This is a genomic window from Vibrio sp. T20, assembly GCF_007858795.1.
Lineage (GTDB): Bacteria > Pseudomonadota > Gammaproteobacteria > Enterobacterales > Vibrionaceae > Vibrio > Vibrio satsumensis.
On record NZ_VFEB01000045.1, the window covers coordinates 202,788 to 216,504 of the forward strand.

Consider the following 13,717-nt stretch of genomic DNA (forward strand, 5'->3'; position numbering starts at 1 on the left):
AGTCACCTAAAGCTCAACCACAAGGCTCATACCCATGCGCAATGTTTCGTCCGTGTCGACAGGGTGAGCTTCTACTTCAAAAGTACGTAAGTCGAAGCCTTGTGCTGCGTCAGTGGAACGCCAAGTCGCGAAATCACCCATTACGGCGATGTGAGTTACTTGGAAAGTTAATGATTTATCCAGAGCCGGTAGATATGCCTCAAACTGGCTGCCTTTATTGAAATGCTTAAGCATGTCTTCACGCACATTGAGTACGGCCCAAGCATCCTTGGTGTCGATAACAGTCACAACAGGGAAGCCTTGTGGCGCGAGTTCTCCTCTGCTCAATAGAACCTGAGAGACTTCGCCATTAAACCAGCTGTGGATCTGTGTGTCTTTTGCGTAAGCTTCAACTTCCGCTACTGCACCTGCTGCCATTAATGCTTTTTGAGCGGCTGCCACTTTGGTTTCGTCACGAGCACCTTCTTGCGCCAATTGATACATTTGGAATGCAGCGCTTTCGGTGTACTTCGCTGCTTGCCACTGTGTTTTCGCTTCATCACGTTTCTGTTCGGCAACCACACCATCGTTGTAAAGGTTGTTTACGCGTTGGTAAGTTTTGTCCATCAGATCAGCCGCCGCTTTGGCTTTTAACCATTGGTCTTTAGCGGCTTGGATCTGTTGAGTACGTGCGCCATTTTCTGCTTCTTGTGCTAGTGCGCCAGCGGCTTTTTGTCCCGCTTTTGCTTGTTCTAGCTTCGCATCAATCTCAGGGCTAAGAAGAGAAAATATCAACTCGCCTTTTTCAACTGAATCGCCTTTGCGCACGAATATTTCATCAATTCTGCCGGGTACTTTCGATGAGATGCTGTATTGCTGCGCATCGATTTGACCTTGAAGCTTAACCGGCTGAGGTTGATAAGCTTGGTAGAAACTGTATCCGACCCAGCCAATAACGCCGATACCAACTAAAGATAGAAGAAGGGGCTTAATAGGTTTCATGAATTATCCTTTTGACTGGCTATCGGTGTCTGTTTTTGAGTCGAAATCAGACGGAACAGAGTAGGTTAAGTAACTCGAGTAAGCGTTCATTTCGCTGGTTAGCGCTAATAGCTTGTTGAGAGAGATTAGGTATTTGAATCTCGCAGCAGATTGCTGGGTCTTAATGCTCGCAAGATAGAGCTCGGCATCAACCACTTCTAGCGAGTTAGAAAGCCCTTGAGTGAAGGCTTTTTTACGAAGTAAGAGGTTTTCTTGAGCCAATGACAAGCTTGAGTTTAGGCCTTGAACCTCTTCAATTGCTTGGTTTGCTTCAAGATAAGTCTTTTGTACCAATACGGTTAAGTCTTGCTTTGCTTGTGACTTTAGATATTGAACCTGCGATACGGCGCTGTGAGCGGCGGCGACTTTGTCGGAACGGCCAGAAGTGTCAAGCAGTGGCACATTCACACCAATGCCAACTAACCAATCGGGTTTCATTTCACTGGCTAGAGAGTCATCTTCATACAGGCTGTAGTCACCGTAAAGGTAAACTTCTGGGTAGTATTTACCTTTCTCTGCTTTAATTAAGCTGCTTGCTTGTTTCTCTTTTGCATCAAGAATTTTAAGGCCAGGGTAGGTCATCAATGTTTGGTCAATGAACACGTCCATATGAGGCAGGTTCTTATTGATAAACAGTTGCTCTGACGGTTCTACACTTTCACTTTGACCAAGGATCTGAGTCAGTGCTAATTGAGCAATTTTGAGATCGTTCTGAGCTTTAGTACGCTCTACAATCGCTTTATCTAAAGAAGCATCGGCTTGTAGGCGTTCTACTCGTGCGATTTGCCCTTGCTGCTCAAGCTTGATGGCGAAGTCACGGTGCTGAGTTAAGCCCGCTTCAACGGCTTGGCGCGTCTTTACTACGTCTTCCGCTAAGATCACTGAGAAGTAATATTTACTTAAGTCTTCGTAGCGAGCTTGTCTCTCCATCAATAGCTGGCTTTGTGCTTCTTCGCTTTTACCTTCCGCAGCATTTTGCGCAGCGGTAATTCGTCCGCCAGTAAAGATAGGCCACACCGCACGAATAGAAGAGCTAAAGATATCTTGTTCGGTAATCGTGGAAGTAATCCCACCAAGCGCGCTGATAATTTGAGGCGGCACAGGAAGACCAATTGAAGGTACTCCACTTAAACTACCTGCAAACTGTTCACCATTGATGGTCACGTCACTATCAAGGTGCGTGTAGTTAGCCCCCAAAGTGATAGAAGGTAGATTAAGGCTACTTGTTGAGTTCTGCAGGTGTTGATAACGCTCAACGTTAGCTTGTTGAGCCGCAAGTGAGTTGTTGTTTTCTTGTAATATTTGCCACGCTTCAGAAAAAGTGAGCGGAGCTGCATAGCCTGGCGAAGTCATGGTGCCGAGAAGCATACTGGCGATCGCAAGGTATCGGAATTTTGGTTTGGTCATCTGCATTAAATACCAAATTAGAGTATTAACTCTAATGTTAACAGGGTGATAGTCATTTGTCTTGAGTTGATTGTCTCATATGTTCAGAAACGCGCATAACTCGTTAAGTATATGTAATAAAATACGTGATGCAGGAGACAAAGATCACTGACACGAAAAGAGCACGACAGACGTGCTCTTTAAGTTCAGTATAGAAGTGTTTTTACAAAATGAAGTGGCTTATTTAAAGCTAGGACAATGGTGATCGGCGCGCCACACTAATTGTCTTGATCCTTGCATTGTTTGTAATAAATCTCTACCTGACATTTGCGGGAACGCTAACAATACCTTGAGATCGAGAGGGGAGGTACCGTCTTTCTCATAGGCTCTTACGTGAGTAAAAGTCGATTGTAAGTGTTTGAACAGCATAGTCTTAGTAAGACAAATTCCAAAGTTATCGCGTTTCATTGCCTGGTTTCCTTTTCAACAATGTTTATACGTTATGTTTTTTATCCTGTTTCTATTGGACGTTGCCACTGATCGATACTTCCTGCTCATCAATGCTTCATTATTGGGTGCTGCTTTTATCAGTCACCTCTTCGTTGTTTGGCTAGCCGAGTTTGAAAATGGCGATGGATGAATAGGGGAGAAACTTAATCCGTTTGATCATCATTCGTAACTGCGAGCGCGCAACTTTTACTTATCGATACGTCCAGTTAGTGAAGAGTTGTTGTCGTTTTGTTAACCGAAACTTCGGTTTAAAGCGCTGTCTTAAAATTGCAACGTATAGCCCGGCAACAATAAACTCCTTCATATGCAACTATTATAATTGTATTTATTTTGAACAACCTAAAAAACAGCTAAAAGTTTAGTGATCTAGCTCAATATATATTCAGTTATTTGTCTTTTTTATCTAATCCGTTCTAAAAGCGCACGATTGTCCGAGTTGCACAACGTAAAGGAATATCAATTAATAATCCGCTCAATTATTTAGTTGAGTAACAGTCACAAATTCGCTTAAGTAGAAATGTCATCTAGTTAACTTGGTGTTAACATTGATCGTCTAACACTAGGGACGGTGGTATATGAAATGGAGCAGTATCAGTTTCCGTAAAAGGTTACTGATTATCATGACGGTCACTGGCCTCGTTGAACTTTTGATACTTTCAGCGGCTGGCTTTTACTACATCAAACAATCTCAAGAGCAAGAGATGGGGTTGAAAGCGTTAGGTGTTGCTGAATTTCTATCTGAATCACCACTTGTCACCACCATTATTCAAGAAAATGAAAGTGTGGACGCTAATGGCGTTCCCTACGTTTTGTCTGAAGAAACTCAAGTTAAATTTCGTAACCTTACCCAGCTCATTGGGGCAGCGTTTATTGTTGTGGGAGATGAACAGGGAATTCGCCTGATTCACCCTTATGATGACAGGCTCGGCAAACCAATGCGTGGTGGTGATAATCAAAAAGCGCTGGTATTGGGTGAGTCTTATGTATCGACGGCCAAAGGATCGCTTGGTTTTTCAGTTCGTGGTAAATCCGCGGTTAAAGACACGCAAGGGCACGTCATTGGTGTCGTGTCAGTTGGTTACTTATTGGATTCTTTACAAGATCGAATCGAACCGTATTTAGCTTTTTTAATTGTGATGGCGTTGCTGGTGGTTGCCGTCAATGCTTTGATTTCTAGCTATGTATCTCGCCGTTTTCAGCGCGCTATTTTAGGCTTTGAACCTGAAGAGATAGGCCGACTGTATGTCGAGTTAGACGTAACCATGAGTACTGTGAAAGAGGGTATTCTGAGCATCGATAAGCACGGCATTTTGCGTTCTATTAATAAGAGTGCCTGCGATATTTTGTCGATAGACAGGGATAAAGCACTCAACCAACAGCGCCTTTCTGATGTATTGCCAGGCAGTGATTTAGAACAACTGCTATCAACCGGCGACACAGACCACGATGTTGAATTGTATTTAAACAATAAGCGAATCATTGCCAACCGCAGCCCGATTATAGTGGCTGGTGAGGTGGTCGGGGCGGTATCGAGTTTCCGATTACGAGATGAAATCAACGATTTGACAGACCAGCTCTCACAAACCAAAGAATATGCTGATCTACTGCGTTCACAAACCCACGAGCATCAAAACAAGCTCAACACCATCAGTGGCTTGATCCAGATGGGCGAGTTGGACTCGGTACAACAACTGATTGGCCAAGAAACAGCACACTATCAAAGCCTTATCGAGTTCTTGCGTGAAACTGTTAAAGATCCGCTCATCGCAGGCATGCTCCTTGGGAAAACGGAGCGAGCGAGAGAAATTGGTTTAGAGCTTAAAGTTGAAGAAGGCTCAAGGCTTGAAGCGCTACCTAGCTGGTTGAACGCGGATGACGTTGTCACAATTCTTGGCAACCTGATTGATAACGCCTTTGATGCCACCATGACGGCCATTAAGCAAGAGGGACAAATTGCCCCAGCACGTCGGGTTATTGAAGTATCAATCAGTGATTTTGGTAATGAAATTATTGTAGAAGTAGAAGATAAAGGGTGTGGTTTACCGAAAGATTTGGCGACGAAAGCACTCACTGAAAAAGGTGTATCGAGCAAAGCGAAGCAAAATCGCGGTGTTGGTTTGTATCTGATTAAACAACTGGCAGACAGGTACCAGGGACAGCTTGAAATGGTCGACAACCACGATTTTGGTACGCGAATGACGGTTTATCTACCAAAAGAAGAACAATAACAATTAAGCACGAGCGATCTTACTAAGATCATCGTGACGGGAAAAGCATGGTTAAAGGAAGAACATAAATGAATGCAATCACGAGAGTCATGGTTATTGAAGATGATATTGCGATTGCAGAGCTGCACCATCGTTATTTAGAACAGATGGGTGGCTTTGATGTGGTCGGGATTGCGACAACACATTCTGAGGCTCTAATGCAATTAGACATTTTAAAGCCTGATTTGGTGCTATTGGATGTGTATCTGCCTGATGGTTGTGGGCTCGATATTCTTAATCATGTAAGAGGGAGCAACCAAGGGTGTGATGTGATCTTGATTACGGCAGCCCGAGATGTGGATACGTTACAGCAGGCAATGCGCGGTGGAGTAGTGGACTATCTACTGAAACCAGTGATGTTTCCTCGGTTGGAAGCGGCACTGAAAAAGTATCAATCTCAACAGCAAGAGTTTGAAAGTGTGTCTGACCTTAACCAAGGCTTGGTCGACAAGATGCTGCAAGCCAATGCAAAAGCGGACTCAGGTAAAGTATCAACCTTACCCAAAGGAATTGATGGCGTAACGTTGGATAAGATCAGAGCCATTTTTCAACAAGCTGATGCTGTTAATATTACCGCCGATGAAGCCGGAGAACGAATTGGTGCTAGCCGAACCACCGCCAGACGCTATTTAGAGTTTTTGATTACGACTGGCGAGTTAGTCGCGGACTTAAATTACGGTACCGTAGGGCGCCCAGAGCGCTGCTATAACAAAGCGCAAAGATAAACACGACATCATCAAAATAAATATAAAGCCAGTTGAATAAGCTGGTTTTATCTTTCTCTTCCTTTCCTATTGCTCACTCCACCGACCAGATACCGTTCTTTCTTGACTACAATGTTTGAGAATGCTGATTTGCTTCTCCCTCGGGCCAAATGAACGGAGCTATCGATTAGAATTTGTTCGAAATGAGTCAATATTTAATCGATTGCTTTCACAGTGGTTGATGTAAATCAAATAGTCATAGACAATACCGTCCCGAATAGAGGTGATAGCTTTCACCCTCGTTTACCAAACGCATTCTCAAATTTAATAGGCGCTTACTATTGATGTAATAGTTAAGACCTATTATCTATTTTCGTATGTCGCTGATACCTTTGGCGAATACTAAAAACCTTGTTTTTATAGGAAAGATGATGGTAATACCTGAAAACAGCAGCATCGTTATTTTTGGTGCGTCGGGAGATCTAACTTACCGCAAGTTAATTCCTGCTCTATACCACCTGTATGCTAGCAATCAACTACCAGAATCCTTTGCGATTCTTGGAGTGAGCCGTACTGAGTACAGCGATGAGTCTTACCGTGAGAAGCTGAAGAAGTCTCTTCAGGAAATGGAAAAAACTGAGCCAGAGACGCTGAATGCATTTATTGAACATCTGCATTATCAAGCGATCAACACTTCAGATGTAGACGACTACGCTCGTTTAGCACAACGTCTAGACAAGCTTGAGCAAGACTACCAATTCGAAAACCATAACACACTGTTCTACTTGGCAACCCCGCCAAGCCTATACGGTGTGATCCCAGCAAACCTTGCTGCGCATGGCCTTAACGATGAATCGAATGGCTGGCGCCGTCTGATCATCGAGAAGCCATTTGGTTACGACTTAGCATCAGCTCAAGCGTTGGATGAAGAAATCCATCATCACTTCCAAGAACACCAGATCTACCGTATCGACCATTACCTTGGTAAAGAGACGGTTCAAAACCTTTTAGTGCTTCGTTTCTCAAACGCGATGTTTGAACCACTGTGGAACCGTAACTTTATTGAATACGTTGAAATCACAGGTGCTGAGTTCCTTGGTGTTGAAGAGCGTGGCGGCTACTACGATGGTTCTGGTGCAGTTCGTGACATGTTCCAAAACCACCTGCTACAAGTGTTAGCGATGGTTGGTATGGAACCGCCTGCTCAAATCAATGCTGATTCTATTCGTGACGAAGTGGTTAAAGTGCTTCAGTGTCTGAAACCATTAGAAGAAGATGATCTGCGTAAAAACTTAGTATTAGGTCAGTACACAGCATCAGATGTTCGTGGTCAGCACTTACTAGGTTACCGTGAAGAGCATGGTGTAGCGGATGATTCTCGTACCGAGACTTACATCGGCTTAAAAGCTCACATCAACAACTGGCGTTGGAATGGGGTTCCATTCTATGTACGTACTGGTAAACGTTTACCAACGCGCGTAACGGAAATCGTGATTCACTTTAAGAACACGCCGCACCCAGTATTTGGTCAAGATGCACCAGAAAACAAACTGATTATCCGTATCCAACCGGATGAAGGTATTCAGATGAGCTTTGGCTTAAAAGAGCCAGGTGCAGGCTTCAAAGCAAAAGAAGTGAAAATGAACTTCTCTTACTCTGACTTGCCTGAAACTCAGATGCTGACGGCTTATGAGCGTCTTCTTCTTGATGCACTGAACGGTGATGCGACTCTGTTTGCACGTACCGATGCGGTAGAAGCATGTTGGAAGTACGTTCAACCAATCTTAGACTTCAAGCAAGACCCTCAAGCGCTGTTTGGCTATGCTTGTGGTACTTGGGGCCCACAGGAAGCGGATGAACTTCTGCAACGTGATGGCCGCGCATGGCGTTTCCCATGCAAAAACTTAACAGACACGGATTACTGCGAACTATGATCAATCACAAGATCTTTGCAACGCCTGAACTGGTTGTTGAAAACCTAGCAAATGAAATGAAAGCATACAGCGAGCAGGGCAAACCTGTTCACATTTCACTGTCTGGTGGCAGCACGCCAAAAATGCTTTTCAAGCTTTTAGCTGAGGCGCCTTACGCGGAAGGTATTCAATGGAATAACCTTCACTTCTGGTGGGGCGACGAACGTTGCGTGGCACCAGACGACGCCGAAAGTAACTACGGTGAAGCAAACGCATTGTTGTTTACACAAGTAAACCTTCCTGCTGAAAACATCCACCGCATCCGTGGTGAAGATGAGCCAAAAGCAGAAGCAGAGCGTTTTGCAAAAGAGATGGCAGACGTGATTCCAACAGAAAACGGCACACCTGTTTTCGATTGGATCCTGCTAGGTGTTGGCGCAGACGGCCACACAGCTTCACTATTCCCGGGTGTAACTGACTACCAAGATGAGAACCTATCTGTACTGGCTTCTCACCCTGAGTCTGGTCAAATCCGTGTTTCTAAAACAGCAAAAGTTTTAGAAGCAGCAAAACGAATCAGCTACCTAGTACTGGGTGCAGGTAAAGTTGAGATCGTTAAAGAAATTCATACAACTCCTGCTTCAGAGTTGCCTTACCCGGCAGCGAAAATCCAGTCTAAAACTGGCGAAACAGAGTGGTTCCTAGATTCAAATGCAGCAAGTGCTATCGCATAAGTGCGAATAGCCGCAAGGAGATAAAATAATGAAAGGTGATATCGGTGTAATTGGCCTAGCAGTAATGGGTCAGAACCTTATCCTAAACATGAACGACCACGGCTTCAAAGTGGTGGCTCATAACCGTACTGCTGCTAAAGTAGACGAGTTCCTAGAAGGTCCAGCTAAAGGTACTAACATTGTTGGTGCTTACTCTTTAGAAGAGCTAGTTGAGAAACTAGAAACACCACGTAAAGTGATGCTTATGGTTCGTGCTGGTGACGTTGTAGACACGTTCATCGAAAACCTAATCCCACTTCTAGACGAAGGCGACATCATCATTGATGGTGGTAACACTAACTACCCAGACACTAACCGTCGTGTAGCGCATTGTCGTGAGAAAGGCATCCACTTCATCGGTACTGGTGTATCTGGTGGTGAAGAAGGTGCTCGTTTCGGTCCTTCAATCATGCCAGGCGGCGCGGCTGAAGCTTGGGAAGCGGTTAAGCCAATCTTCCAAGGTATCTCTGCAAAAACTGACGCTGGTGAGCCTTGTTGTGACTGGGTTGGTAACGACGGTGCTGGTCACTTCGTTAAGATGGTACACAACGGCATCGAATACGGTGACATGCAGCTTATCACTGAAGCATACCAGTTCATGAAAGATGGCCTAGGTATGTCTGCTGACGAGATGCAAGCGGTATTCGCTGACTGGAACAAGACTGAGCTAGACAGCTACCTAGTTGAAATCACTGCTGACATCCTTGGCTACAAAGATGAAGACGGTGAAGCGTTAGTTGAGAAGATCCTAGATACTGCAGGCCAAAAAGGTACGGGTAAGTGGACTGGTATCAACGCACTAGACCTAGGTATCCCACTGACTCTAATCTCTGAGTCTGTATTCTCTCGTTGCCTGTCTGCTCTTAAAGACCAACGTGTTGAAGCTGAAGCTTTGTTTGAGAAGACAATCACTCCAGTTGAAGGCGACAAGCAAGAGTGGGTTGATGCACTACGTCAAGCTCTACTGGCTTCTAAGATCATCTCTTACGCTCAAGGCTTCATGCTAATGCGTGAAGCATCGAACGAAAACGGCTGGGACCTAAACTACGGTAACGTAGCGCTAATGTGGCGTGGTGGTTGTATCATCCGTTCTGCATTCCTAGGCAACATTCGTGATGCGTACGAAGCAAACCCAGACATCGCGTTCCTGGGTTCTGACGAGTACTTCAAAAACATCCTACAAGGCAGCCTAGTAGCATGGCGTAAAGTAGCAGCGAAATCTCTAGAGTCTGGTATCCCAATGCCATGTACGATTTCTGCGCTATCTTTCCTAGACGGTTACACAACTGCACGTCTACCAGCGAACCTGCTTCAAGCTCAACGTGACTACTTCGGTGCTCACACTTACGAGCGCACTGACCGTCCACGTGGTGAATTCTTCCACACAAACTGGACTGGTACAGGCGGCGACACTGCTTCTACAACTTACGACGTATAATCGTTAGTTAGAATCAGTTAAGAACCTTGTTGTTCTTATCAGCTGTAAACTAGAAAACAAAAGGATGCCGATTGGCATCCTTTTTTGTAGGTTCTGAAAGAGAGTCACGTACAGTAAATTTAATACAACCCGTTAAGCGAGCGCAGCTTGTGGACTTTGCACATCATTGTATTGCTCTCGTATCGACATGAAGTCATCTAGGTTGTGCTTCAGTGCAGACACACACTCTGGATCAAACATCAGCCCTGTATGCGCTTCAATGTAGTCCATTACCTTAGATGCTGACCATGCGTGTTTGTAAGCTCGTTTACTCAGTAAAGCATCGAACACATCCGCTAGCGTGACAATTCTTGCCTCTAGTGGAATAGCTTCTCCAATGAGCGCATCTGGCAACCCAGAGCCATCAAACCGTTCATGATGGTGACGTACAATATTCTTGATGAACTGAACTTCTTCGTTACACATTGAGCTGTGGTGGGAAAGGGCAACCACGTCATCAATCATCTCTTCGCCATATATCGTGTGATTGTTCATGATGTTTCTTTCTTCTTCCGAAAAACGCTCAGTACTGAAGAGCACTTTGTCTGGGATTCGGTACTTACCTATGTCGTGAAATGGGGCATATAAGCGAATGCGGTGAACGAATTGGTGGGTAATCTCATTGTTACTGTGCGAAAGCGTACGTGCGAGCTGCTCGCTGTATTTTCCCATGCGAATCAGATGCTCCTTGGTTTCAGGATCACGTGCGTGCCCCATGTTTAGGGCGATTGCTAATGAGGACTGAAAATGTCTCTGACGTTCGAAGAGTTGCACAAACAGGTTCGAAATCGCTTGAGTGAGGTACGCGATGTCACTTTGTATTGTCTGCGTAGCAAAAAAGTCAGTGCATGATGCGTTGATGAAAACGAACCCGAGGTTACTCTCTTGGTAGTGGATTGGAGTGGTATAGCTACTTTGGTGACCAAGCTCGAGTAGATGAGAGATTTGCTTAGTCGGATTCATCAAAGAGAGGTCATCAACAATTCTTGTTTCTAATGATTCAGCCAGACGACTCAAAGCAGAGTTGGGTTTGATCTCTTGTTCGATGTAGTGATGCTTAGCGTTTTGGCACAGTGAATCTGAAACAAAATAGTTGGATGCTTTATTTTCACTGCACAGCACCACGGATAGCCGAGATAATATGGGGTAGTGTTCGCGAGCTAGCTGGAAGAGATCATCGACTATGGCGACGATGTCCTTGTCTTGGGCTGCTGCTCTACTGAAATGGGAGTAGTCAAACATGTGGCAAGCCAACCTTTACTTATAATTATGTCATTGTTTAATGCGGTCTTTTACCGTTTCGATATTCAATAAAACCATAACACTGTGTTATTAAGATGTAACACTGCGTACTGAAAAATTTTAATAACATCACTAAATATATGGCTTTTGCATACGGTTACCACAAGTTTTGTTAAGTTAAACCAGTTTCATAATCTTTAAGGGGGAGTTTTGTTCGCAGAATGTCTAGTCTGTATAGCGAGCTAAGGTAGGGTGTTAAGTGACCAATTCGAAATTAATTTCAAAGATAAATAGGATAACGAGTATGCTTTATGCCATCATAAAGGCATAAATAAGGGCAATGGATGTAATGCCCAAGTGATTGAGCTAGAAATGGTCAGTGATGACGGTGTTCTAGAGTAAATTCAAGGCCTTTAGTTGCCTTGAAAAAGGTAATGTTATGACTGAAGAAGAAAGAATCGAACTGCAACAAAATAACCCGCTACATGGCTTAAAGCTTGAAACCATGATCACTGAATTAGTGGATCATTATGGTTGGGAAATTTTAGATGCGGCAATGCGTATGAACTGCTTTAACACTAAGCCGACTGTGGCAAGTGCTGTTAAATATCTGAAGAAAACGGAATGGGCTCGTGAGAAGGTTGAGAACTTCTATCTTTACCGTTTCAAGCGTATGCCTAAAGCGTCGGACATTGAATACCAAATGCCTCCGCGTTCACGTACATTCCGCCATGGGCTAGAGCCTCGCGAACCAATGGAATTGACGGTAGAGTCTATCCACGCTTCACAAGCTAAAGCTGCGTCTGCATTTAAAGAGCGCCGCGGCGGTAACGGTCGTAACTTTCGTCGTTAATAGAAAGGCGTCGCTAGTAAAAGGGCGTCGTTAACAAAGCGTCGTTATTAGGTGTTGTTAACTAATACACCTAAGTAGATAAGCGAAAAACACAAAAGGAGCCTATGAGCTCCTTTTTTAATTCATTCGATTTAAACCGTAAATGGCTAAGCTTCGCGGTTCTTTCTTTGATTCTTCCAAAGATCGGTCAGATAAACGATCGCACTGACCAGTAAGAATAGCGCTGACACAGAAAACAGAGCGGGCATTTTTAGGATCCACGCGAATGTGGCAGCAAGAAAAGCGACAAAGCAAATGAGTCGACTTGATGACATGACATGACCGAGTTTAGTGTTCATAACGCCTCCTAATGAAGTCTCACTTTCGACAGGAGAATTATCCCACCTTTGGCAAAGTAAAGGCTAAAAAACAGTCTAAATTGTTATCAAATTTGCTAATTGAAGGACTCGTCTCACATATTTTGGGCTGGCTATTTTATAAGCAACAAAATAACAAAATAGGTATGAGAAGAGGGTAGTCTGTTCGGTCTATCTTTCATGTTGAAAGCCTTATTGAACCGAATGTCTAGTTAGTTTAAAACTGAGTTAGCATAAACCTAGCTGGTATAGAACCTACTCAGCATGAAACCTAGTTGGTATAGAAAAAGTAAGCGGTGATCAAAAAGCTCGCGATGATCACTGTGTTACGAACATACTGTTGAGGGATGCGGCGAGAGATTTTTGCTGAATAATAACCACCAACCAATGTACCCAATAATACAGCCATGCCAGACGGCCAATCAATCGAACCATTGACGATAAAAAACACGATCGCAGCGAGGGAAGCACATGCGGACACGAGCAGTTTGATGCCATTCATCACGTTGATGTTGGTGTAACCAGCAAGCGCCAAATAGCTCAATGTCACAATGCCCAAACCTGCATTAAAATACCCACCGTAGATACAGACAATCAAAAGCAATAAAGCGGAAAAGAATGCGCCTGCGCTGGTGGCGTGCTTATGCTTGGCTGTAGCTTGCTTAAGCCATTTATTAAGCGTGCCGCCAAACGTGAATAGCAGAGCCGCAAACAGCAGTAGCCAAGGAACGGATTGAGTGAACAGAGCTTCTGGTGTGTGAAGTAGCAAGACGGCCCCGATACCACCGCCAATTACACATAGAGCAATGGTCAACTTTAGTTGCTTAGTACCAGATTGAATTTCGTGGCGCAGAGCGTAGGCTCCGCTAATGTATCCAGCACACGAAGCAAAGGTATTGGTCGCGTTGGCTGCTATTGGTGGAACGCCAGCAAATAATAGAGCAGGGAAGGTGATAAAGCTGCCGCCACCCGCAATGGAGTTAAGCACACCGCCAATCACGCCTGATAAGAATAGAATCAACCAATCCATAGTTTTAGAATCCAATACGTTAACTAATTGGTTACCTTACTTGAATTTGTTATGAATATCAGCGCCATGTGTGTTGTAAAGATAGGTTTGTGAGTTTGCTACCATCTTTAATCGTTGGTTCGAATAGAGGCTCTAAATGAAAAAGGAGCCAATAGCTCCTTTTGTTGAGGTTTAGTTGATTTAGCA

General features: G+C 44.2%; 12 protein-coding genes. 6 read left to right on the plus strand and 6 right to left on the minus strand.

The annotated features are described in order from the left end of the window. Positions 1-6: 6 nt before the first annotated feature. From FTW16_RS02700 to FTW16_RS02710, 3 genes are all read right to left on the minus strand, one after another. Complete coding sequence (locus tag FTW16_RS02700; RefSeq protein ID WP_146489954.1) at positions 7-981, minus strand: HlyD family secretion protein; 975 nt, start codon at positions 979-981, stop codon at positions 7-9. 3 nt (positions 982-984) lie between these two features. Beyond that, the gene (locus FTW16_RS02705) at positions 985-2,433 is read right to left on the minus strand and encodes a TolC family protein (protein ID WP_146489955.1); all 1,449 of its coding nucleotides are present in this window, start codon (positions 2,431-2,433) and stop codon (positions 985-987) included. 213 nt (positions 2,434-2,646) lie between these two features. Continuing rightward, positions 2,647-2,874: a hypothetical protein gene (locus tag FTW16_RS02710; protein ID WP_009846577.1), complete on the minus strand. Its 228-nt coding sequence runs from the start codon at positions 2,872-2,874 to the stop codon at positions 2,647-2,649. 617 nt (positions 2,875-3,491) lie between these two features. On the opposite strand from FTW16_RS02710, the gene FTW16_RS02715 reads away from it, so the two are divergent. From FTW16_RS02715 to gnd, 5 genes are all read left to right on the plus strand, one after another. Further along, entirely contained in the window at positions 3,492-5,144 is a 1,653-nt protein-coding gene (locus tag FTW16_RS02715; RefSeq protein WP_146489956.1) for a sensor histidine kinase, read from the plus strand. 68 nt (positions 5,145-5,212) lie between these two features. Then, positions 5,213-5,908: a response regulator gene (locus tag FTW16_RS02720; RefSeq protein WP_146489957.1), complete on the plus strand. Its 696-nt coding sequence runs from the start codon at positions 5,213-5,215 to the stop codon at positions 5,906-5,908. 410 nt (positions 5,909-6,318) lie between these two features. Next, the gene (gene zwf, locus FTW16_RS02725; RefSeq protein WP_186728014.1) at positions 6,319-7,821 is read left to right on the plus strand and encodes a glucose-6-phosphate dehydrogenase; all 1,503 of its coding nucleotides are present in this window, start codon (positions 6,319-6,321) and stop codon (positions 7,819-7,821) included. Then, positions 7,818-8,534 (plus strand): 6-phosphogluconolactonase, encoded by a 717-nt coding sequence (pgl, locus tag FTW16_RS02730; RefSeq protein WP_048662936.1) that lies wholly within the window; start codon positions 7,818-7,820, stop codon positions 8,532-8,534. The genes zwf and pgl overlap by 4 nt, the downstream gene beginning before the upstream one ends. A 28-nt stretch (positions 8,535-8,562) precedes the next feature. Continuing rightward, on the plus strand, positions 8,563-10,011 hold the full coding sequence (gene gnd, locus FTW16_RS02735; protein ID WP_048659456.1) for a decarboxylating NADP(+)-dependent phosphogluconate dehydrogenase: 1,449 nt from the start codon (positions 8,563-8,565) through the stop codon (positions 10,009-10,011). 132 nt (positions 10,012-10,143) lie between these two features. Here gnd and FTW16_RS02740 read toward each other — a convergent pair whose 3' ends face one another. Beyond that, positions 10,144-11,304 (minus strand): HD-GYP domain-containing protein, encoded by a 1,161-nt coding sequence (locus tag FTW16_RS02740; RefSeq protein WP_146489959.1) that lies wholly within the window; start codon positions 11,302-11,304, stop codon positions 10,144-10,146. 427 nt (positions 11,305-11,731) lie between these two features. Between FTW16_RS02740 and FTW16_RS02745 the strand changes: the two genes are divergently transcribed. Then, on the plus strand, positions 11,732-12,145 hold the full coding sequence (locus FTW16_RS02745) for a VF530 family DNA-binding protein (protein ID WP_010438513.1): 414 nt from the start codon (positions 11,732-11,734) through the stop codon (positions 12,143-12,145). Positions 12,146-12,291: 146 nt separating this feature from the next. On the opposite strand, the gene FTW16_RS02750 is transcribed toward FTW16_RS02745, so the two are convergent. Continuing rightward, positions 12,292-12,483 carry a hypothetical protein gene (locus FTW16_RS02750; protein ID WP_055318310.1) on the minus strand — a complete coding sequence of 64 codons (192 nt, stop codon included), beginning with the start codon at positions 12,481-12,483 and terminating at the stop codon, positions 12,292-12,294. A gap of 289 nt (positions 12,484-12,772) precedes the next feature. After that, entirely contained in the window at positions 12,773-13,531 is a 759-nt protein-coding gene (locus FTW16_RS02755) for a sulfite exporter TauE/SafE family protein (RefSeq protein WP_029405317.1), read from the minus strand. Between the last annotated feature and the right edge of the window lie 186 nt (positions 13,532-13,717).